This window comes from Cupriavidus sp. NPDC089707 (assembly GCF_044748965.1).
Classification (GTDB): Bacteria; Pseudomonadota; Gammaproteobacteria; order Burkholderiales; family Burkholderiaceae; genus Cupriavidus.
In genome coordinates, this window is record NZ_JBIVHB010000008.1 from 160,112 (window position 1) to 180,571 (window position 20,460).

The window sequence follows — 20,460 nt, forward strand, 5'->3', positions numbered from 1 at the left end:
TTTTCTCGAAGCGGCCGTTCGTCTGCGGCGAAAACACGGGCGTCCGGGACTGGCATGACCCGGTTTGCGACATATGTGACGCCTTGATACAGTTGGGGCAAGGAGCACATATGCATTTTGACTTTGCCGACCTCAGGCTGTTTGCACGCATCGCCGAGGAAGAAAACCTGTCGCGCGGAGCGAAGAAGGCATTTTTGTCGCCTGCCGCGGCCAGCGCACGACTCAAAGCCCTGGAGGACCAGCTAGGGACTCGCCTGTTCTATCGGGAGAGCAAGGGCCTCGCCCTGACCCCCGCCGGCGAGCGCCTGCTGCGGCATACCCGCGTGATCGAGCGCCAGTTCGAGCATGTCAAAAGCGAATTCGAGGAGTATTCCAAGGATTCGGTCGGCCATATCCGCATCTTTGCGAACACCACCGCCGTCACGGAGTTCATGCCTGAGGTGCTGGCACGCTTCATGGCAGAGCGGCCTGCCGTCACCGTCGACCTACAGGAACGTCTGACGCGGGACATCATCCGCGGCGTACTGGACGGCAGCGCGGATCTCGGCATCATCTCCGGGCCGCTGAATTCGGAAGGGCTGGAGGTCATCCATTTCAGTACGGACAAGCTGGTACTGGCGACACCGGTCGGCCATCCTCTGACGCAGAAGCAAGACCTCTCCTTCGACGACACGCTCGACTACGAGCATGTCAGCCTGCATGAAGGCAGCACCCTGCACGCTTTTCTGACCGAACTGGTACGTGACCAAAGACGCAAGCTCCAGATCCGCATCCAGATCCGGAGCTTTGAAGCCATGTGCCGGATGATCGAGGCCGGCGTCGGCATTGGCGTGGTGCCGCTGTCGGCGGCATTGCGTCACCAGCAGACGATGAAGATCGAAATCATCGAACTGCACGAACCGTGGGCGATCCGGGAGCGTGCGGTGATCGTGCGGGAACTGGAGGGCCTGCCCAGTTGCGCGAAGGCATTGATCGATGAACTGATCGAAGTGGCGCAGGAGGCGGGCGGGAGCCCGGCGAACATTGTGGGATAGGGCGTCTCCCGCGTCCCCACACGCTACTGGCCGGCAAGCGCACGCGCGTAGACCCCCGGATCGACATTGCCACCCGAGAAGATCGATGTAGGCCTCGATCTGCGGCCATCTCGGCTTCACCGCGGTGTTCACCCCCGAGGGGGCCACCGCGCTGCAATTCACCAGGCTCGAGTCAGGCGTCCCCCGCGCCATCAGCTGCTCGCAGATCTCTAACCCTGCACTGCCCCGCCATGATGTCGTAGTCGTCGAAAGGAGAGATGAAAGTCAATCCACGCGCTTCCATACCATGATTACGTCGCAGAGATAAGCGTTGGCAAGGCCGACCCGGGCAGTCGGCCCGGAGAACCGGGTTCAGTGATTCCGCAGGTCCGACAGGAACTTCCTGGCCCGATCGCTCTGTGGCTTCGAGAAGAAGCTGTCAGGTGTGCCGCTTTCCACCAGGCTTCCGTGGTCCATGAACCACACGCGGTCCGCCACCTCGCGCGCAAAATTCATCTCATGCGTGACGCACATCATGGTCATGCCTTCGCGCGCCAGGCTCTTCATCACCTGGAGCACTTCACCGACCATTTCCGGATCCAATGCGCTGGTGGGTTCATCGAATAGCATGGCGGGCGGGTCCATGGCCAGGGCTCTGGCAATGGCGACCCGCTGCTGCTGCCCGCCGGAGAGCTGGCCCGGATAGGCATCGGCCTTGCTGGCCAATCCCACCCGCTCCAGCAACTGTCCGGCCCGTTCCCTCGCCACCGCTTTCTTCTTGCCGAGGACAGTGACCGGCGCCAGCATGATGTTCTCCGCCACCGAGATATGCGGGAACAGGTTGAAGCTCTGGAAGACAAAACCCACCCGGCTGCGGAACTTGTTGATATCCACTGTCGCTGAATTGATGTCCTGGCCATCGAACTCGATGGTTCCGGCTTGGATGTCCTCCAGGCGGTTCACCGTGCGGATCAGCGTGGATTTGCCTGAACCGGACGGACCACAGACTACGATGACCTCGCCCCGCGACACCTCCGCCGAAATATCGGCCAGGGCGTGATAGCCGCCATACCACTTGTTGATGCCCCTAAAGCTGATCATTGGCTGCTTCGATGCTGCTGCTTGCATTGCGAATGTCTCCATGTAGCGACGGTTACCCGCGGGCCACCGTCTGCGGCACTGCCGGCCGCTTAGTTCTTGCCAGGGCAGTCCCCGCACGTTTGCTTGCGATACGGCGCTCCACATAGCGCGCCAGGCTGGTCAGGGCGAAGCCGAGCACGAAGTAGACCACCGCAAGGATCAGGAACACCTGGAATGGCTTGGTCAGCAGCATGGTGTTGACCTGGTTGGCCGCGAACGTCAGTTCGTTGACGCTGATGACGTAGGCCAGCGAGGTGTCCTTGATAATCGAGACAAACTGACTGATCATCGACGGAATCATGTTGTAGAGCGCCTGCGGCAGCACCACCTTGACCATGGTCTGCATGTAAGTCAGGCCTACTGCACGAGCTGCCTCGGTCTGCCCCTTTGGCAACCCCTCAATGCCGGCCCGCACGATTTCCGCCAGATACGCGGCCTCATAGAGCACCAACGTCACCAGCATGGTGGTGAAACCGCTGACCGGCCTTCCTATCAGCACAGGCACGAAGAAGTAGACCCAGAAGATAAACATGATCAGGGGGACACCGCGCACCAGGTAGATAAACGCAATGGCAGGCGAGCGTAGCCAGCGGAACGGCGAGAGGCGCGCCAGCGCGACGGCCACGCCCAGCGGAAAGGCCAGCACCAGCCCCAGCGCGGACAACAGCAGCGTGATGGCCAGGCCGCCAAGCGGTCCGTGCGGATACTGGCCGAGGAGAAGCATCTCCCCGTTATTGCGAAGAATCGAAATGATGGATTCCATGCTCACCTCGCCTTGATCTGGTAGCGGCGCTCCAGCGCCGTGCCACAGATCATGATCAGCACGGATATCCCCAGGTAAGCGAGGGTCGCGAACAGATAGACCTCGACCGTGCGGAACGTTTCGCTCTCGATCTGCCGCGTGACGTAGGTGAGTTCCAGCACGCCAATGGTCATGGCCAGGCTGGTGTTCTTGAACAGCAGCACCGTGTGGCTGATCAGCGGCGGCAGCGCAATGCGAATCGCCTGCGGCAGGATCACCTTCCGGCAAGCCTGCAGGTAGGTCATGCCCAGCGCGCGTGATGCCTCAAGCTGCGCCTTGGGGATCGACCGGATACCGCCGCGGAGGTCCTCGGACATGTAGGCCGCCATGCACAGCCCGATCGCGATAAACGCGAAGATGAACTCGCTATGGTTCTTGTTGAACCACTGCTGGACGCCGTCCGGGAGCAGCGTGGGAATGCCGAAGTACCAGAGGAAGATCTGGACCAGGATCGGCACGCTTTGGTGGTATTCGACGTAGGCGGCCACGGCCGCCTGGGCCCAGCGGACATTGCTCAGGCGGATAACCGCCAGCACCGTCCCGAGCGCCAGCGCGAGCATCCACGCGAGTACGGCAAGTTCGAGCATGGTCACCAGCCCGCCGGCGATCAGGCGGGGGTACTCGCTTTGCAACAGAATTGAGGAATCCAGGTTCATGCACGTGCGAAGTAGGTCGACAAAAAAGGGCCGGCAGCGAGCCGGCCCGCCAGGGATCAACCCTTGATCTGCTCTACCTTGAAGTCACGCCGCAACTTGTACGCAGTGCTGCTGCCCAGCCACTTGTCGAAGATCTTCGAGGCTTCGCCGGACGTTTCCATCGACTGGAGCACGCCATTGACGTGGGTGATGAAAGCACTCTCGCCCTTGCGCATGCCCAGCCCCCATTGCTCGTGCATGACGGGGGGCTCGAGAATCTCGATCGGCGTGGAGGGGTCCGCCTGCATCCTGAACTTGACCAGCATCATCTCGCCCAGCGCGAGGCCCTCGACGCGGCCCTGCTGCAGCGCCAGGAAGGCAGTCGGGGCGTCTTGGAATGTCACCGTGCTCGCCGTCGGCACTGCCTTCTTCACAGCAGTCTCTGAGGTGGATCCCTTGTTGGCACTGACTCGCTTGCCGGCGAGGTCGGCGACGGATTTGAAGCCTTCGGAGCGCTTCACTGCAACCTTGGTCAGGCTGACGTAATACTGGTCGCTGTAGGCGATCTGCTGGGCCCGCTCTGGCGTCCAGCCCAGCGCGGCCGCGAGGATGTCGACGCGCCCCTGCTGCAGCTCGGGAATGCGAGCGGACACGGCAATCTGCTTGAGTTCGACCTTGACGCCCAGGCTCTTCGCGATGGCAGTGCAAAAGTCGACGTCGTAGCCCTGCACCTCGCGCGTCTGCGGATTGCTGAAGCTGAAAGGCTCGACGGTGCCGAGCACGCCGCAAACCAGCGAGCCACGCTGCTTGATGTCGGCGAGCTGGTCCGCGAAAGCACTGGTTGCGGTCAGGGACAGCGTGAGTGCAGCCATCGCGACTGCTGTGATCTTGCGCATTTGGGTCTCCTTCCTGTATTTATGGGCAAAACGATCCCCTTCGCCTACAGCACTTGCTGCAGGCGATGAAGCTTGGGTAATGCAGGAATCAGCGGATCGTGAACGGATTGCCGGTGGCGGCCTCCGTGTTGATCCACACACTCTTGGTCTGCAGGTACGACTCGATGGCGGCAATGCCGTTTTCCCTGCCGAGGCCCGAGTCCTTGTACCCGCCGAACGGCGACATGAAGCTGACGGCGCGATAGGTGTTCACCCATACCGTGCCCGCCTGGATCTTCTCCGACATGCGGAAGGCGCGGCCGATATCGGAGGTCCAGACCCCGGCGCCGAGCCCGTAGCAACTGTCGTTGGCAATTGCGATGGCTTCGGCTTCGTCCCGGAACTTCAGGATAGACAGCACCGGCCCGAACACTTCCTCCTGCGCGATGCGCATCCCGGGCGCGACCTTGGCGAAGATGGTCGGCTCTACAAACCATCCCTCGCCGCAGGACGCCGGCTTGCCACCGAGCAGCAGTTCCGCGCCTTCGTCCTGTGCGATCTTGATATACGACAGCACCTTTTCGTACTGCGCCGGCGTCGTGATGGGCCCCACCTGCGTGGAGGCATTCATCGGGTTGCCCAGCTTTGCCGTGCCGGCGAGTGCCAGCAGCTTCTCGACAAAGACATCGTGGATATCCTCCTGCAGCAGCAGCCGTGAACCGGCGATACAGGTCTGGCCGCTCGCCGCGAAGATGCCGGAGACGGCGCCGTTGACAGCGTCATCCAGGTTTGCATCGTTGAAGACGATGTTCGGCGACTTGCCGCCGAGCTCCAGGCTCACATGCTTGAACTGCGCCGCACACTGCTGGTTGATAACGCGCCCGGTGGCATCCGAACCCGTAAAGGTCACCTTCTTGACCAGCGGATGGGTCACCAGAGGCAAGCCCGCCTCCGCGCCAAACCCGGTCACGACGTTAAAGACACCCGCGGGAAAGCCTGCTTCCTCGAACAGCAGTGCGAGCTCAAGCGCCGACACGGAGGTGAACTCCGATGGCTTCACCACCACGGTACATCCCGCGGCCAGCGCAGGCGCAATCTTCCACGCCAGCAGCATCAGTGGCGAGTTCCACGGCGTAATGGCCGCCACCACGCCCAGCGGCTCGCGCCGGGTGTAGTTGAAGTAGCCCTTCTTGTCCAGGGGAATGACAGTCCCTTCAATCTTGTCTGCCAGCCCCCCGAAGTAATAGAACCACTGCGGCAGGTACTTGAGCTGCGCGCCCATCTCTGCCAGCAGCTTGCCGTTGTCCTGCACTTCGAACTCGGCCAGCCGCTCGGCATCCCTGGCAATCAGGTCGCCGAGCTTGCGCAGCAGCGCGCCACGCTGCGTCGCCGTCATCTCTGACCACGGGCCGGAGCGAAACGCCTGGTCGGCCGCCCGGACCGCGCGCTCGACATCCGCTTCGGTGCCGCGGGCCACTTCGGCCCAGGTCTTGCCTGTGTACGGGTTCTGGGTTTCAAACCAGCGACCGTCGCTCGCATTGACGAAGGTGCCGTCGATGAACATTTGATACTGCTTCATGGCGAATGCTGTCCGGGTTCGTGTTGGCAGGCTAGAACGGCGCAAAGCCGAGATGCTCGCGGAAGCGGTTCTTGACGAAGGTGCCATCGCGCGGCGGCAGCGCCCGCTGCGGCTCATCGGTCGAGATGTAGACCTGTGCCACGGTCATGCCGTCGGTCTTCCTGATGGCTTGCGCGAGCTTGCACAGCTCATCGATATCGGAAATCTCGAGCGTCGTCGGCACGCCGACAGCCTTCGCCACCTGAGCCAGGTTGGTACCCAGGCTGGTGTGGCTCTGCTGCATGCCGGTCTCACCGAAGTGGCCGTTATCGAGAATCACGATGTTCAGGTTCTTCTGCTGTTGCGCCGCGGCCGTCGCCAGGCTGCCGATGCCCATCAACTGCTCGCCGTCGCCGGTGATGGCAATGACGGTCTTCTCCGGTTGCGCGATGGCAAGGCCGAGTGCCAGCGAAGTCGAGCCGCCCATCGCGCCCCACAGGTAGAAGTTGCCGGGACGGTCGCCGGCAGCAAACACGTCGTACGAAGGCGAACCGAGGCCCGATACCACGAGCGCGTCAGGAAACTGCGTCAGCAGTTCGGCAACGAACTTGCGGCGGTCGATGCCGTGCTTGGCGGCTTTGGAGGTAGAGGTAGTCATAGGATCAGCGCATCCACTTTTTGCGGCCGATAAGGCTCTGGGACAGGAGAACGGCAACGCGGTTGCCAGCGTCGAAGGCGGAAACCAGGCCGGCGTCGATCAGCTCGGCGGCTTCATCCGGCGAGTTCACGCGATAGACCGTGATGCCCATCAGCTCCAGCGCGCGCTGGGTGGCCTGGCCCATCGGGTTCTGCCATGGGTTGAACTCGGCGTACTCGCCGCGCATGGTCACAAGGGTGAAGAACGGGAACTGGCAGCTCTCCAGCAGCGAGAACATGTTCACGCAGTTGCCGACACCGCTGCTCTGCATCAGCAGCACGGCGCGGTCCCCGCCCAGCCAGGCGCCGCCGACGACGCCCACGCCTTCTTCTTCGGTGGTCAGCACCACGTCGCGGATTTCGGGGTCTGCCTTGGCGCGTCGGATGACATGCGAGTGGCCGGCGTCGGGCACGTAGGCCACCTGGCGCACGCCGTTCTGTTTGAAGACCTGGAAGATGTCCTCTTGCCAGGCAAGAGGCTCAGAGTTGTTTGTCGTCATAGTCGCAAGTTTGGAAAGGGGACAACTGAGGGGAACAACGTTTGGTATCATAGAGTTGACTAGCTGGAATGATGAAATACAATTAATTGATGCCTGCAATCACGAAGTGGAATGCCGGCCAGGGGCCTCTACGAATATGGACATCAAGCAGCTTCGCGCCCTGTTAGCGATCGCCGAGACCGGGAGCGCCACCAAGGCAGCCGAACTCCTGCGCATCGTGCAGCCGGCGGTTTCCAGGCACGTGCGCCTGCTCGAGGAGGAGCTCGGCGTGGAACTATTCGAGCGCGAGCGCCATGGCATGGTCCTGACCGAGGCCGGCCGCACGCTGGTCGAATACGGTCGCAGGGCGCTGCAGGAACTCGACCGCGCCAAGGCGGAGATCACTCCGGCGCGGGGCGCGATTACTGGCATGGCCGTCATTGGGCTTCTCCCCAGCACTTGTGAGTTATTGGCGGCGGAGCTGGTTGCCACGGTGAAGGCCAGGCATCCGCAATTGGTGGTACGCATCAATGTCGGTTACGCGGGAAACCTGCTGGATTGGCTCGAGGCCGGCGACGTGGAAGTCGCCCTGCTCTACGACACCAAGAGCTCTCCCCGCCTGCAGGTCGAAGCACTGCTCGATGAACAGCTCTACCTGGTGGGACCGGCCGGCACCCTTGCACCCGGCGAGGAACAAACCGTCGAGCGCTTCCGCGACCTGCCGCTGATCTTGCCCAACGCCCCGCACGGGCTGCGCAGCGTGGTCGAGCATGCCTGCGCGGTCGCCGGCTTCAGCCCCACGATCGCCGTCGAGACCAACTCCCTGGCCGTGCAGAAGAACCTGGTGGCAAAGGGCTTCGGCCACACGGTGCTGCCCAGTTCCGCGGTGTCCGAGGAGATGGAGGACGGCATCCTTGCCGGCGCGCCGATCGTCTCGCCCAACCTCTCGCGCCGCATCGTGCTGGCGCACGCTGCCACGCGGCGGCTGACTCCGGCGGCCGGCTTCGTTTCCGCGGAGCTGGTCGCGCTGATGAAGCGGCTGGTGGTCGATGGGGCATGGCCGGGGGCAACATGGGTCAGCGCCTGACGCGGCGACGGCGTCGGTGAGTCAGTCAAGCTCGATGTTGGCGGCCTTGGTGACCTCGGCCCACCGGCGCGTCTCGGCCTGGACAAATTTGGCCGCCTTGTCCGGGGTGGAATCGACGATGGGCTGCACGCCGATCTTTTCCATGCGCTGACGCACCTCAGGGTCCTTGACAGCCGTCTGCAAGGCAGCGCTCAGCTTTTCAATGACCGGGGCTGGCGTGCCCTTTGGCACCATCACCATGTTCCACAGCGACGTTTCGTAGTTGGCGTAGCCCGCTTCCTTCATCGTCGGCACGTCGGGCAGCACGCTGGAGCGCGTTGCGGTCGTCACCGCGAGCGCCTTCAGGCGACCAGACTGGATCATGGGCGCAGCTGTCGACACGGCATCGGAAATGAGTTGGATATCGCCCGAAATCACTGACTGGATCGCCTGGCTGGCGCCGCGGAACGGTACATGGGTGAGGCTCAGGTGCTCCTGGTACTGCAGCAGCTCGACCGCCATATGGACGGCACTCCCCTTGCCGGCCGAGCCGTAGCTGTACTTGCCCGGATTCTTCTTGATATCTTCGACCAACTCCTTCGCGGTGTTCGCCTTGACCGAAGGATTGACCGCCAGCACCATCGGCACCGCCGCGACCACGGAAACGGGCACCAGCGCATTGACCGGGTCATACGGCAGCTTCTTGTAAAGCGTGGCGTTGATGGCGTGCGAGCTGGTGCCGAACAACAGCGTGTACCCATCCGCCGGGCTTTTCGCGACCACGTCAGTCGCGATCGTGCCGCCGGCCCCTGCCTTGTTTTCCACCACGACCGACTGCCCGAGCAAGGCGCCGAGCTTGTTTGCCACGATGCGCGCCACCACGTCGGTGCTGCCGCCGGCGGCGAAGCCAACGACCATTCGGACGGGATGGTCAGGATAAGCAGCCTGGGCGTGCGCGCTGAACGAAATGAGCGCACCGATCCCCACTTGAGCCAGCAAGCGTTTCATGTCTCTTCCAGGTAGATAGTTTTGGTTGGGTGGCGCATTGCGCGTCGACACCCTTTGAAACGATGGTAGCGAGCAGCCGTGGCGACGGTGAAATAGAAAATTCCGCTGCTGCTATCAAGGGGTGGCATGCCTGGGGCTACTACTGCGGTGTTAACCCGAAGCTACGCGCCGAAGAAATCGCCGCGTAAACGCAAGTACGCCGCGCAGCCATCGCCGCGCGGCGTACCTTCAGGGTCCAACGGATCGGAAGCGCTGGCGCGCTACCGGCTGCAGGACGTCAGTCGGCCTCCACCTTCATGGTCTTCAGCAGCGGCTGCCACTTGTCGCTTTCCGCCTTGAGCCAGGTCCGCAGCCCCTCCGGCGTCTGCTTGTCGACCGGCACCACCTCCGCACCCAGGTCGTCAAGCCGCTTGGCGACGGCAGGATCCTTCAGTGCCTGCTGCAGCGCCTTGGTCAGCCGGGCAGTGACCTCGGGCGGCGTGCCCTTGGGCGCATAGATCCCATGCCAGACCTTCATCGAGAAACCCTTCAGGCCGCCTTCCTGCAGCGTCGGCGCATTGGGCAGCGCCTTGATGCGGCTAGGTGTCGTCACGCCATACAGCTTGACCCGGTTGGCGTTGATATGCGGCAGCGTCGAGGTGGTCTGGTCGCACAGCAGGTCCACCTGCCCGCCCAGCAAGGCCGTCAGCGCGGGGCCGGTGCCCTGGTAGGGAACGGAGGTCATCTTGACTTTGACTGCCTCCTCGAACAGCAGGCCGCATAGCTGCGAAACCGCGCCGAGGCCGGCATTGGCCAGCGAGACCTTCTCCTTGTTCTGCGACACGTACTTGATCAGCTCCGCCGCGTTTGCCGGCGGCAAGTCCTTGCGGCCCAGCAGCGTCATCGGCACATCCGCCACCTGCCCGATGTACTCGAAATCCTTCAGCGGGCTGTAAGAGAGCTTCTTGTACAGCGCCGGCGCCGTCGCCATGCCATTGTGGTGGATCAGTATGGTGTAGCCGTCCGGCTGCGCCCGCGCCACGAATCCGGCTGCCACCGTGCCGCCGGCGCCGAGCTTGTTTTCCACGACGACGCTCTGCCCGAGCTCCTTCGACATGGCCTGTCCAAGCGCCCGGGACACCACATCGGTCGGGCCGCCGGCCGAGAACGGCACCACCAGCGTAATCGGCTTCGACGGATAGGCGTCCGCCGCCAGCGCCCCCGCGGAAAACGCCAGGCCGAGCGCCCCGCCTGTGATCCACTTCATACCGGCCAGCATGGCCTTACCCGATTGAACGCGCATATCACCGTCTCCATGTCGCCGGCGCTTGCTTGCTGTGTTGCGCCGGTCGGTTTATCAAACAGGGACTAGAGTGTGGGATAACTGCACCGGAGGGAATCCGGATTTATCGAATGGGTCATACGGCCCGGCCGAACGGAGGCAGGCGCCGCGAGGCCCAGGCCCGGCCGTGTCCAGCCCACGGAGCGCCGGCACGGCTTAGCTTGCGGCAGCCGCGAGATCGTGTGGACCACGCCGGAAATCGCAGACACGCTGGGGCCAAGCTGGTCAAGCTCTCCGGTGCGCGCGTCGAGTGAGAGGAATGCGCTCGGTGGCGATGCCTGCCCGCGGCCTTACGGACCGCCCCCCCGCCTGGTCTGCCTGAGCCGGGTCCCAAAATCGCAGCATTGCCGCGCAATGTCCGCGACGGCATAACCGAGCGCCGCCTGATGCTGTTTCAGGAACGCCGCGAAGTAGGTAATGCTCGGGGCAGGCGGGTCGGTGCGCACGAACTGGAGGCGCTTTTGCCTTATCTCCGGTTCGAACAAGTGCAAAGGTACACAGCTCACCCCCATGCCGGCTTCCACCAGCCCGGCCAGGGCAACCAGGCTGTTGCTGCCTGACACCCGATGCGGCTGGATACCAGCCTGCGCAAACAGGGTCTCGCACAGCGCGGTGAGGCCGGAGCCGGCGTCCTGCTCGATCAGCGGCAGTGCCCCCAGCTCCTGCAGCGACACCACATCGCCGCCATCGAAAGCGCCGGCAGGACAGATCCAGCCGAACTGGACCGATTGCAGCCTGACCGATGCCATGGCCGGCACGATATAGGCTTCGGGCAGCACCGCCAGATCCAGTCGCCCGTCGAGCACCTTGTCGCGCAGCGAGGCGGACAGGTCGACGTCCGGCTGCAGCGTGACTTGCGGATACACGCCATTGAGCCTTCGCACCAGGCCCGGGAACCACGTCAGCGCGACGAGTTCCGTAATGCCGATGTGCAGGACGCGAGCGACGTGCTTCGCGGACGCCTTGACCTCCTCCAGGCGCGCGGTTGCCGCAAGGAAGTTCTCGCACAGCTCGAGCAGTTCCTGCCCTTTCGGTGTCAGCGCGGCTTTCCTGCCTGAACTGTCGAACAGCGGCGCCGCCGAAATCCGCTCAAGTTCCTGAAGGCGCTTGGTTGCCGCCGATTGCGTCACGTGCAGCTTGGACGCCGCCCGTTGCACGGTTCCCAGCTTCGCGACCCAGTAAAACGCTTCGACTTGCTTGATGGTGATCATGCGGCAGCCTCTCTCACCTTTCGATATCCCTGACGGGTGCGTGATAGGAATGCTCGAAGTCGCAAGCGCTGCGCGCGAGTTCGACCACACTGCGCAGGAACGGCATCGCCACATCGGAACGAATCATCGTCACGTAGCGAACTCGTGGCAGCTTTGGCGTGACGTTCAGTTCCACCAACTGGCCTGACTCGAGCAAGTTCCGAATCACCGAGCGTGGCAGGTATGCCACGCCGAGTCCGGATGCGGCAATGCCGACCAGCGCGACCAGGCTGTTGCTTGAGATGGTATTGCGCGGCACCACGCCGTGTCGTCGCAGCCATTCGCCGATCAGGATGCCGGAGCCCGACAGGTTGCCCTGCGTGAGCAAGGTGTATTCGCTCATCCGGGACAGCGGCATGCGGCCCGTACCGGGTCGCAAGCCAGGTGTGCAGAACCACTCGTTCTGTACCTCGGCCAGCTTCTCCTTCACGTAGGCGGTGGCCGCAAAGGCGTCGGGCAAGATGGCAAGATCAAGCTGCCCGGCTTGCAGCCGCTCCCGCAAATGCACGCTGTAGTCGACTTCCGGCTCGATCGTGACGCGCGGATACGCCGCCTGGATGGCCTCCAGCAACCTTGGCAGCCAGGTCAGCGCCGTCAGCTCGGTCACACCGAGGCGCAGCTTGCGGGTCAGCACCTCCTTGCTGGCGACCCGCTCCAGCAGCAGGTCCCGCTGCATCAGCACGGCCCTGGCACGGTTGAGCACCTCCACGCCTTCCACCGTGAGCCGCACCGTGCGTCCGGCGCGGTCCAGCAGCGGATAGCCGAAGTCGTCTTCGAAGTCGCGGATGTGCCGGGACACCGCCGAATGGACCACACCGAGGCGCCGTGCTGCCGCCTCCACCGAACCTGTTTCCGCAATCGCAGCCAGGGCCTCCAGTTGCTTGAGCGTCGTCATGGCCTTAGGGGTAACCCCATCGTTACGTCACAATTTTGAATGCGATAGCGCCTGAAAATGTCGCTTTAACTAATTATATCCATCTGCAAGAATCGTTTTCACGTTGCGCAACCGGACCTGCGCCACTGACGACGAAGACCCACGAAAGACCATGCCGCGCCGGCGGCACAGACACTGCCCCCTGGAGAAACCATGAAGTCCATCATCAAAGCGAGCTTTGCCGTACTGGCCTGTGCCGCGGCAATGGCCGCCCCCGCCCACGCCGACCAGCTTGCCGATATCAAGTCCCGGGGCACGCTGGTCTGCGGCGTGCTCAGCAACCTGGAGCCGTTCGGCTTCCAGGACCCGTCCACCCGCGAACTGGCCGGCTACGACGTCGACTTCTGCAAGGCCATCGCCAAGTCGCTGGGCGTGAAGCCCGAGCTGAAAGTGGTATCGCTCGAAGCGCGCATCCCCGAGCTGAGCCAGGGTCGCGTGGACCTGCTGGCCGCGGTACTCGGCTATACGCCCGCGCGCGCCGAGCAGATTGCCTTCTCCGACAGCTACTTCGTCAGCGAGCAGAAGCTGGCGGTCAAGGCCAGTGGCGCGTTCAAGCAGCGCGATGACCTCGCTGGCAAGCGGATCAGCACGATCAAGGGCTCGAGCACGCAGAACTTCGTACAAAAGGTACTGCCGTCGGCCCAGCTCGTCAGCTACGACGACGCGCCGTCTGCGTTCATGGCGCTGGTGCAAGGCAAGGTCGACGGCTTCGGACTGTCGGAGTCGATGCTGCGCCGCTTCATCGCCAAGCTCGGCCCGTCGGGCAACGTCCAGGTGATCACCCCCGCCCTGGGTCAGGAAGCCTGGGGCCTGGGCATCAAGAAGGGCGAGCCGGCCCTGGAAAAGGCCGTCAACACCGCACTGGCCGACATGGAGAAGTCCGGCGAAGCGCAGCAGATCTTCGACAAGTGGCTGGGGCCCAAGACCTTGTTCCAGATGAAGCGGGAGTTCCACATCCAGCCGATCAAGGGCTGAGAACACAAAGGCGGGGCACATCGGTTGATATGGGCCCCGCTCCAGGAGCAAGCCATGCTTTCCCACTTCAACTTCACCGCCATCCTGGCCGCGCCATACGGCGAGCAGCTCCTCAAGGGCCTGCAGCTGACCGCCTGGCTCACGGTCTCGAGCTGGACCCTTGCCTTCGTGCTCGGCACCGTGCTCGCCACCGTCCGCGTCTCCGGCAACCCCATCGCCGAACGCTTCGTGGCCGGCTACGTCGCCTACCACCAGAACGTGCCGATGCTGGTCCATATCCTGCTGTGGTACTTCGGCATCCCGACACTGCTGCCCGAAGTGGCCCAGAACTGGGCCAACGCCAACGGCGGCGAGATGATTTTCGCCAGCATCGCCATCGGCCTGTGCATGGCCGCCTACTTCTCCGAGGATATCCGCAGCGGGCTGCGATCGATCCCGTTCGGGCAGCACGAGGCCTCGCGTTCGCTCGGCCTGAGCTACCTGGGCTCGATGCGCTACGTGATCCTGCCGCAGGCGTTCCGCATCGCGCTGCCGCCCTTTATCAACCACACCGTGCTGCTGTTCAAGAACACCAGCCTGGCGATGGCCGTGGGCGCGGCGGAGATGACCTATGCCGTGCGCGAAGTCGAGAACCACACCTTCCGCACGTTCGAGGCCTACATGCTGGCCACTGCGTTCTACCTGGCGGTGTCCCTCGGCCTGATGGCGATCGGCGCGGCGATGGCACAACGCATGCGCATTCCGGCGAGATAAACCATGATCGATATTCTTCGCGACAACTGGCACCTGCTGCTGCTCGGCCAGTACCCCAACGGACCGCTCGGCGGCCTGGCGCTGACGCTGCTGCTGTCGGTGCTGGGGCTGGCGCTCTCGTTCCCGATCAGCATCCTGCTGGCGGTGGCGCGGGTCTCGCCCTGGAAGGTGTTCCGGGTGCCCGCCACGGTACTGGTCTACATCGTCCGCGGCGTGCCGCTTGTGATGCTGATCTTCTGGAGCTACTTCCTGGTGCCGCTGCTGCTCGGCCACAGCGTGACGGGCTCCACCACGCTGCTGTGCACACTGGTGATCTACGAGGCGGCCTACATCTCCGAAGTGATCCGCGCCGGCATCGAGGCGCTGCCGCGCGGCCAGACCGAAGCGGCCCGCGCGCTCGGCCTGAGTCATGCGCAGACCATGACCAAGGTGATCCTGCCGCAGGCGCTCTACAACATGATCCCGAGCATCGTCAGCCAGTTTGTGTCGACCATCAAGGAGACCTCGCTCGGCTATGTCATCAGCGTGCAGGAACTGACCTTCTCCGCCAACCAGGTGAACACCAACCTGCTGACGCGGCCGTTCGAAGTCTTCCTGATCCTGGCCCTGACCTATTTCGCTGTCTGCTTCTGCCTGACCCAGCTGGCGCACGCCCTGGAGCGTCGCGTCACACGCAGGAGAAGCGGCAAGACCGCGCCCTCACGGAGCTATGCAAATGATTCAGTTCTCCAAAGTCAATAAATGGTATGGCGACTATCACGCCCTTGTGGACGTGACTGCTGAAGTCAGTCGCGGCCAGGTCGTGGTGGTGTGCGGCCCATCGGGGTCGGGCAAGTCGACGCTGATCCGCACTGTGAACCGCCTGGAAGAAATCCAGAACGGCACCATCCGGCTCGACAACCAGGACATTCACTCGCCGGCGTTGAACCTGAACAAGTTCCGCAGCCACGTGGGCTTTGTGTTCCAGCAGTTCAACCTGTTTCCACACCTGTCGGTGCTCGACAACGTCTGCCTGGCGCCGGTCAAGGTCGCGGCGAAGAGCAAGAGCGAAGCCAAGAGCAAGGCCATGTCGCTGCTTGAGCGCGTCGGGCTGGCACACAAGGCGGAGGCCTACCCGCAGCAGCTCTCCGGGGGCCAGCAACAGCGCGTTGCGATTGCGCGGGCGCTGGCGATGGACCCGCCGGTGATGCTGTTCGACGAGCCGACCAGCGCGCTCGACCCTGAAATGGTCGGCGAAGTGCTGAACGTGATGAAGGGGCTGGCCAAGGACGGCATGACCATGGTCTGCGTCACGCACGAGATGAACTTCGCACGGGAAGTCGCCGATCGCGTCTGGTTCATGGACAAAGGCGCGATCCTGGAGGAAGCGTCGCCGGTCGACTTCTTTGCCTCGCCCCAGCATCCGCGAGCGCGCGCCTTCCTGTCTGACCTGCGCTCGCATTGAGGATGCACCGGATCATGGAACACAACAACGCGCCGGGCTCTGCCATCGTGGTCGGCGCCGGGATCGTCGGACTCTCCATCGCCTTACGGCTGCGCATGGATGGGCATCCGGTCACCGTCATCGACAACAACGCGCCGATGTCCGGAGTTTCGTCCGGCAACGCCGGCTATCTGTCGGAGGCGAACATCTTTCCGCCGGCGACACCGGATCTGCTGCGCAAGCTGCCACGGCTGCTGCTCGACAAGGACGGTCCGCTGGTCGTGCAGCCGCGTTATGCGCCGCGGCTGTTGCCGTGGGCGTGGCGCGCCGTGGCAGCGCTGCGGCCACAACCGTACCAAGTCGTGCTGTCGAACATGGCAGCGCTCACGGGCCAGGCCATCGCGGCTTTCGACGAACTGACGCGGCAGGCATCGGCGCAGCACCTTGTCAGCCGTGAGGGCGGACTGGTCGCGTTCCGAAGCGAAGCTGCCCTTGATGCGAAATGCCGCGCCCTGCCCGTATGGAACAGCTATGGCCTCGCCGCGGAGCTCGTGTCGGCCGCCAGCGTGCGGGAACTCGAGCCGGCGCTGTGCCAGGACATCGCCGGCGGCATCTTCTATCCGAACGCCGGGCGCTGCAGCAACCCGCGCGGCCTGGGCGAGCACTACGCCCGGCGGCTAGTTGAGCTGGGCGGCGCGATCCTGCGCGACGAAGTGCGCGCTGTCCGCCAGGCGGCACCAGGTCGTGCGGAAGTGGCCACCGCAACCGGAACCCATTCCGCCGCGAGCGTCGTGGTGGCAGCGGGCTACCGGTCGGGACCATTGCTGGCGGCGCTCGGCTACCGGGTACCGCTGGCGGCGGAGCGCGGCTATCACCTGATGCTGCCGGACGCCGGCATCTCGCTGCGCCGCCCGGTCGTATTCGGCGAACCCTTCTTCGCTGCAACGCCGATGGACGAAGGACTGAGGCTGGCCGGCACCGCCGAGTTTGCTCATGCCAACGCAAAGCCGGACATGGGTCGCGCCAACATGCTGCTCCGGCTTGCCCGCGCATACCTGCCCGGCATCCGCGGCGTCGCCGCCAGGCCGTGGATGGGCGTGCGTCCGTCCTTGCCGGACGGCATGCCCGCGATCGGCAGCGTCGGGCACGCCCCGTCCGTGTTCTATGCCTTCGGCCATGCCCATAGCGGCCTCACTACCTCGGCGATCACCGCACAGTGCGTGTCGAGCCTGGTCCGCGACGTGCCGCCGCCGCTGGAACTCTCGGCGTTTCGCCTCGAACGCTTTCACTGAACGCTCACTGAACGATTTAACCCGCCACGCCCCTCCGCAGGGAGGGTCGCTCACGACTATCCGGAGACAACCATGCACGAAATCACCCAATCACAACTGGACACACTGAATCGCCTGGGCGCCGCCACCATCCACGAGGCGCAGGGCCAGCGCGGCGCCGTCGATCCCCGCATCGCTCCGCTGGATCCGTCGATGCGCGTGGTCGGCCCTGCCCTGACCATCGATATCCGGCCCAGCGACAACCTGATGATCCACTATGCCCTGACCAAGGCTAAGCGTGGCGACGTGCTGGTCATCGACGCCAAGGGCTTTGTCGATGCCGGCCCGTGGGGAGACCTGCTGACGCTGGCGGCGCAGAAGATCGGCATCGCCGGGCTGGTGATCGACGGCGCGGTACGCGATGCCAGCGCGATTGTCGACATGGGCTTCCCCGTGTTCTGCCGCGGCCTTTGCATCAAGGGCACCAACAAATTCCAGCCGGGCAAGGTCAATGTGCCGGTCACCGTCGGCGGCGTGGTCGTGCGTCCCGGCGACATCATCGCGGGCGACCGTGACGGCGTCGTTGCCGTGGCACAGGAAGAGGTCGAGCAAGTGATCGCGGCCAGCGAAGAGCGCGAGCGCAAGGAAGCCGCTATCCGCGAGCGCCTGGAGAACGGCGCGACCATGGTCGAACTGCTGGGTCTGCAGGACACCCTCAGGCGCCATGGCCTTGCCTGAAACCCCCGATCAACCGCCAACGCAAGGACTTTCACCAATGCATCAATCCATCATCAGCCGCCGCATGGACCTGATCAAGCCATCGCCCAGCATTGCCGCCAAGGCACTGGTCGACGATCTGCGCGCCCAGGGCCAGAACGTGCTCGACTTCACCATCGGCGAGCCCGACCTGCCGACGCCCGCGCATATCGGCGCTGCGGCCAACGCCGCCATCGCCCGCGGCGAGACCAAGTACACCAGCACGCTGGGCACCCCCGCGCTACGGCGCGCCATCGCCGCCAAACTCGGCCGCACCCTCGGTCTGGACTACGGCGCGGATGAGATCGTGGTGGGCTGCGGCGCCAAGCAGGTGATCTTCAGCGCGCTGACCGCATCGCTGGAAGACGGCGACGAAGTCATTATCAGCGCGCCGTACTGGGTCTCCTATCCCGACATGGTCACGATGAACGGCGGCACACACGTCATTGTCAGGTGCGATGCCAACGTCGGCTTCAAGCTGACCGCGGCCGCGCTGGAAGCCGCCATCACGCCGCGCACCCGCTGGCTGATCCTGAACAGCCCCAACAACCCGACCGGCGCGGTCTACACGGCCGCGGAACTGCGCGACCTGTGCGCAGTGCTGGAGCGCCATCCGCACGTCTGGATGATGAGCGACGAGATCTACGAGCCCTATGTGTATGACGGGGGCACCGCTGTTTCCCCGCTGGCGCTAATGCCGGCGCTGAAGCAGCGTTCATTGCTGATCAACGGCATGTCCAAGGCCTATGCTATGACCGGCTGGCGCGTCGGCTATGGCGCCGGCCCGCGAGAACTGGTCCAGGCCATCAGCACCATCCTGTCGCAAAGCTCGACCTGCACCAGCTCCGTGTCCCAGGCCGCCGCCGTGGTGGCGCTGGAGGGCGACCAGGCGTGCGTCGGCGAGATGGTCGGCATTTTCGAGCAGCGCCGCAATTGCATGGCGGCGCTGTTGAACGAGATCCCCGGAATTTCCTGCACGCCGTCAGCGGGCGCCTTCTATCTCTACGCGTCGGTCAAGGGCCTGCTCGGCAAGCAGACGGATACCGGCAAATTCCTGGAAACCGATCTCGACGTGGTGATGTTCTTCCTGAACAAGGCCGGCGTGGCGGTGCTCGACGGCACGGCATATGGCCTCTCGCCCTATCTGCGCTTTTCCTTCGCCACCTCGCTGGAGGTGATCGAAGAAGGCTGCGAGCGCCTTAAGCGAGCCGTGGCGACGCTGCGATAGCGCGACTCCCGCCGTGCGCCGGGACCTGCCAACGCACGGCGGCACCTGCAACACCGAAGCACAACAACAATGGAGACACAATTGAATCGCAAGGACTTCCTTCGCCTCGCCATGGGCGCGCTGTGTGCCGTCAGCTTGCCGCTTGCCCACGCCCAGGCCTACCCCGACAAGGCCATCCGCTTCGTCGTGCCATGGCCCGCAGGCGGTGCCGCCGACGCGGTCGGACGCCTGGTCGCGCAGGCGCTGACCACGCAACTGGGCCAGACCGTCTATGTGGAGAACGTCGCCGGCGCGGGCGGAAATATCGGCACCGCGCAGTTCGTGCGCAGCAAGCCCGATGGCTACACGCTATACCTGGCGACCAGTTCGACCAACGCCGCGAGCCCTCACCTCTACAAGCGCACGGGCTTCGAGCCGGTCAAGGATTTCACACCTGTGGCAGCCGTGGCGGCGATTCCCAGCATCCTGGTGGTGCCGGCGGCCTCCCCCTTCAAGACGCCCGAGGACATCATCGTGGCCGCCAAGGCCAAACCCGGCAAACTCTCCTACGGTTCCGGCGGTATCGGCGCATCCGCCCATCTAGCCGGGGAGCTGTTCAAATCCATTGCAGGCATCGACGTAATCCACGTGCCGTACAAGGGCAGCGGCCCCGCCATCTCGGACGTGATGGCCGGGCAGCTCTCCTACATGTTCGACACCGGTGCCGTGCCCTACATCCGCGGCGGCAAGGTCCGTGCGCTGGCCGTCGCGGCGGATAAGCGGCTGCCTCTGTTCCCGGAGGTTCCAACCTTTGCCGAGCTCGGCATCAAGGGGATGCAGATGAACGCCTGGTACGGCATCGCCGCGCCTGCAGGCACCCCGGCGCCGGTTGTGGCCCGCATCAACGCCGCCATCAACAGCGCGCTCGCGTCCGGGGAACTGCCGAAGCAACTGGCCAATATCGGCGCCGAAGTCCGGACCGGTACGCCGGCGGAGTTCTCCAGATTCTGGGACGCCGAACTGAAGCGCTACGAGACGCTGGTCAAACAGACCGGCGCCACGCTGGACTGAGCTGCACCCGTGGTCTTGCGCCGCGGCTGGCGCCATTCATGGCGCATCGCGGGCAAGACCCAGCATCCAGTCCCTGAACAGCACAAAGGACAATTCGCGAGCAAAAGCCCATCTACTACACCTGCCAGAACCAATCCTGCGGAACCCGCTGGGCGCTATAACAGCCTCTACCGCCAGTGCGCCCTCGTCACACAAAGTGCGGAAGACCCAGATTTAATACGGACTTA

The 20,460-nt window shown here is 64.0% G+C and carries 21 protein-coding genes; 10 read left to right on the forward strand and 11 right to left on the reverse strand.

Annotation, left to right across the window (positions count from 1 at the left end; genetic code table 11):
* The first annotated feature begins 110 nt into the window (after positions 1-110).
* Positions 111-1,034 carry a LysR family transcriptional regulator gene (locus tag ACIP1U_RS15495; protein WP_400316365.1) on the forward strand — a complete coding sequence of 308 codons (924 nt, stop codon included), beginning with the start codon at positions 111-113 and terminating at the stop codon, positions 1,032-1,034.
* Between the two features lie 351 nt (positions 1,035-1,385).
* Here ACIP1U_RS15495 and ACIP1U_RS15500 read toward each other — a convergent pair whose 3' ends face one another.
* The 7 genes from ACIP1U_RS15500 to ACIP1U_RS15530 all read right to left on the reverse strand — a co-directional run bounded on the left by ACIP1U_RS15500 (position 1,386) and on the right by ACIP1U_RS15530 (position 7,219).
* A complete protein-coding gene (locus ACIP1U_RS15500) occupies positions 1,386-2,114 on the reverse strand; it encodes an amino acid ABC transporter ATP-binding protein (RefSeq protein WP_400316638.1) in 729 nt (242 codons plus the stop codon).
* A 52-nt stretch (positions 2,115-2,166) separates the two neighbouring features.
* Positions 2,167-2,916 (reverse strand): amino acid ABC transporter permease, encoded by a 750-nt coding sequence (locus ACIP1U_RS15505; protein ID WP_400316366.1) that lies wholly within the window; start codon positions 2,914-2,916, stop codon positions 2,167-2,169.
* A gap of 2 nt (positions 2,917-2,918) precedes the next feature.
* Positions 2,919-3,611, reverse strand: coding sequence for an amino acid ABC transporter permease (locus ACIP1U_RS15510; protein ID WP_400316368.1), 693 nt, complete (start codon positions 3,609-3,611; stop codon positions 2,919-2,921).
* Positions 3,612-3,667: 56 nt separating this feature from the next.
* Entirely contained in the window at positions 3,668-4,486 is an 819-nt protein-coding gene (locus ACIP1U_RS15515) for an ABC transporter substrate-binding protein (protein ID WP_400316369.1), read from the reverse strand.
* An 88-nt stretch (positions 4,487-4,574) separates the two neighbouring features.
* Positions 4,575-6,044 (reverse strand): aldehyde dehydrogenase, encoded by a 1,470-nt coding sequence (locus ACIP1U_RS15520; protein WP_400316371.1) that lies wholly within the window; start codon positions 6,042-6,044, stop codon positions 4,575-4,577.
* 31 nt (positions 6,045-6,075) lie between these two features.
* The gene (locus tag ACIP1U_RS15525; RefSeq protein ID WP_400316373.1) at positions 6,076-6,681 is read right to left on the reverse strand and encodes a thiamine pyrophosphate-dependent enzyme; all 606 of its coding nucleotides are present in this window, start codon (positions 6,679-6,681) and stop codon (positions 6,076-6,078) included.
* A gap of 4 nt (positions 6,682-6,685) precedes the next feature.
* Positions 6,686-7,219 carry a phosphonopyruvate decarboxylase gene (locus ACIP1U_RS15530; RefSeq protein ID WP_400316375.1) on the reverse strand — a complete coding sequence of 178 codons (534 nt, stop codon included), beginning with the start codon at positions 7,217-7,219 and terminating at the stop codon, positions 6,686-6,688.
* A gap of 136 nt (positions 7,220-7,355) precedes the next feature.
* On the opposite strand from ACIP1U_RS15530, the gene ACIP1U_RS15535 reads away from it, so the two are divergent.
* Positions 7,356-8,285 carry a LysR family transcriptional regulator gene (locus ACIP1U_RS15535; protein ID WP_400316377.1) on the forward strand — a complete coding sequence of 310 codons (930 nt, stop codon included), beginning with the start codon at positions 7,356-7,358 and terminating at the stop codon, positions 8,283-8,285.
* A 21-nt stretch (positions 8,286-8,306) separates the two neighbouring features.
* On the opposite strand, the gene ACIP1U_RS15540 is transcribed toward ACIP1U_RS15535, so the two are convergent.
* The 4 genes from ACIP1U_RS15540 to ACIP1U_RS15555 all read right to left on the reverse strand — a co-directional run bounded on the left by ACIP1U_RS15540 (position 8,307) and on the right by ACIP1U_RS15555 (position 12,738).
* Positions 8,307-9,272, reverse strand: coding sequence for a Bug family tripartite tricarboxylate transporter substrate binding protein (locus ACIP1U_RS15540; RefSeq protein ID WP_400316379.1), 966 nt, complete (start codon positions 9,270-9,272; stop codon positions 8,307-8,309).
* Between the two features lie 277 nt (positions 9,273-9,549).
* Entirely contained in the window at positions 9,550-10,554 is a 1,005-nt protein-coding gene (locus ACIP1U_RS15545) for a tripartite tricarboxylate transporter substrate-binding protein (RefSeq protein ID WP_400316381.1), read from the reverse strand.
* 329 nt (positions 10,555-10,883) lie between these two features.
* A complete protein-coding gene (locus ACIP1U_RS15550) occupies positions 10,884-11,804 on the reverse strand; it encodes a LysR family transcriptional regulator (RefSeq protein WP_400316383.1) in 921 nt (306 codons plus the stop codon).
* Between the two features lie 13 nt (positions 11,805-11,817).
* Complete coding sequence (locus ACIP1U_RS15555; RefSeq protein WP_400316385.1) at positions 11,818-12,738, reverse strand: LysR family transcriptional regulator; 921 nt, start codon at positions 12,736-12,738, stop codon at positions 11,818-11,820.
* A gap of 192 nt (positions 12,739-12,930) precedes the next feature.
* Between ACIP1U_RS15555 and ACIP1U_RS15560 the strand changes: the two genes are divergently transcribed.
* The 8 genes from ACIP1U_RS15560 to ACIP1U_RS15595 all read left to right on the forward strand — a co-directional run bounded on the left by ACIP1U_RS15560 (position 12,931) and on the right by ACIP1U_RS15595 (position 20,233).
* A complete protein-coding gene (locus ACIP1U_RS15560; RefSeq protein WP_400316387.1) occupies positions 12,931-13,752 on the forward strand; it encodes an ABC transporter substrate-binding protein in 822 nt (273 codons plus the stop codon).
* Between the two features lie 54 nt (positions 13,753-13,806).
* Positions 13,807-14,505, forward strand: coding sequence for an amino acid ABC transporter permease (locus ACIP1U_RS15565; protein WP_400316389.1), 699 nt, complete (start codon positions 13,807-13,809; stop codon positions 14,503-14,505).
* 3 nt (positions 14,506-14,508) lie between these two features.
* Positions 14,509-15,246: an amino acid ABC transporter permease gene (locus ACIP1U_RS15570; protein ID WP_400316390.1), complete on the forward strand. Its 738-nt coding sequence runs from the start codon at positions 14,509-14,511 to the stop codon at positions 15,244-15,246.
* Positions 15,221-15,949 carry an amino acid ABC transporter ATP-binding protein gene (locus ACIP1U_RS15575; protein WP_400316392.1) on the forward strand — a complete coding sequence of 243 codons (729 nt, stop codon included), beginning with the start codon at positions 15,221-15,223 and terminating at the stop codon, positions 15,947-15,949. The genes ACIP1U_RS15570 and ACIP1U_RS15575 overlap by 26 nt, the downstream gene beginning before the upstream one ends.
* 14 nt (positions 15,950-15,963) lie before the next feature.
* Complete coding sequence (locus tag ACIP1U_RS15580) at positions 15,964-17,220, forward strand: NAD(P)/FAD-dependent oxidoreductase (protein ID WP_400316394.1); 1,257 nt, start codon at positions 15,964-15,966, stop codon at positions 17,218-17,220.
* A 72-nt stretch (positions 17,221-17,292) separates the two neighbouring features.
* The gene (locus ACIP1U_RS15585) at positions 17,293-17,937 is read left to right on the forward strand and encodes a 4-carboxy-4-hydroxy-2-oxoadipate aldolase/oxaloacetate decarboxylase (RefSeq protein WP_400316396.1); all 645 of its coding nucleotides are present in this window, start codon (positions 17,293-17,295) and stop codon (positions 17,935-17,937) included.
* A gap of 37 nt (positions 17,938-17,974) precedes the next feature.
* Entirely contained in the window at positions 17,975-19,183 is a 1,209-nt protein-coding gene (locus tag ACIP1U_RS15590; protein WP_400316398.1) for an aminotransferase class I/II-fold pyridoxal phosphate-dependent enzyme, read from the forward strand.
* A gap of 81 nt (positions 19,184-19,264) precedes the next feature.
* Entirely contained in the window at positions 19,265-20,233 is a 969-nt protein-coding gene (locus ACIP1U_RS15595) for a Bug family tripartite tricarboxylate transporter substrate binding protein (protein ID WP_400316400.1), read from the forward strand.
* Positions 20,234-20,460 lie beyond the last annotated feature (227 nt).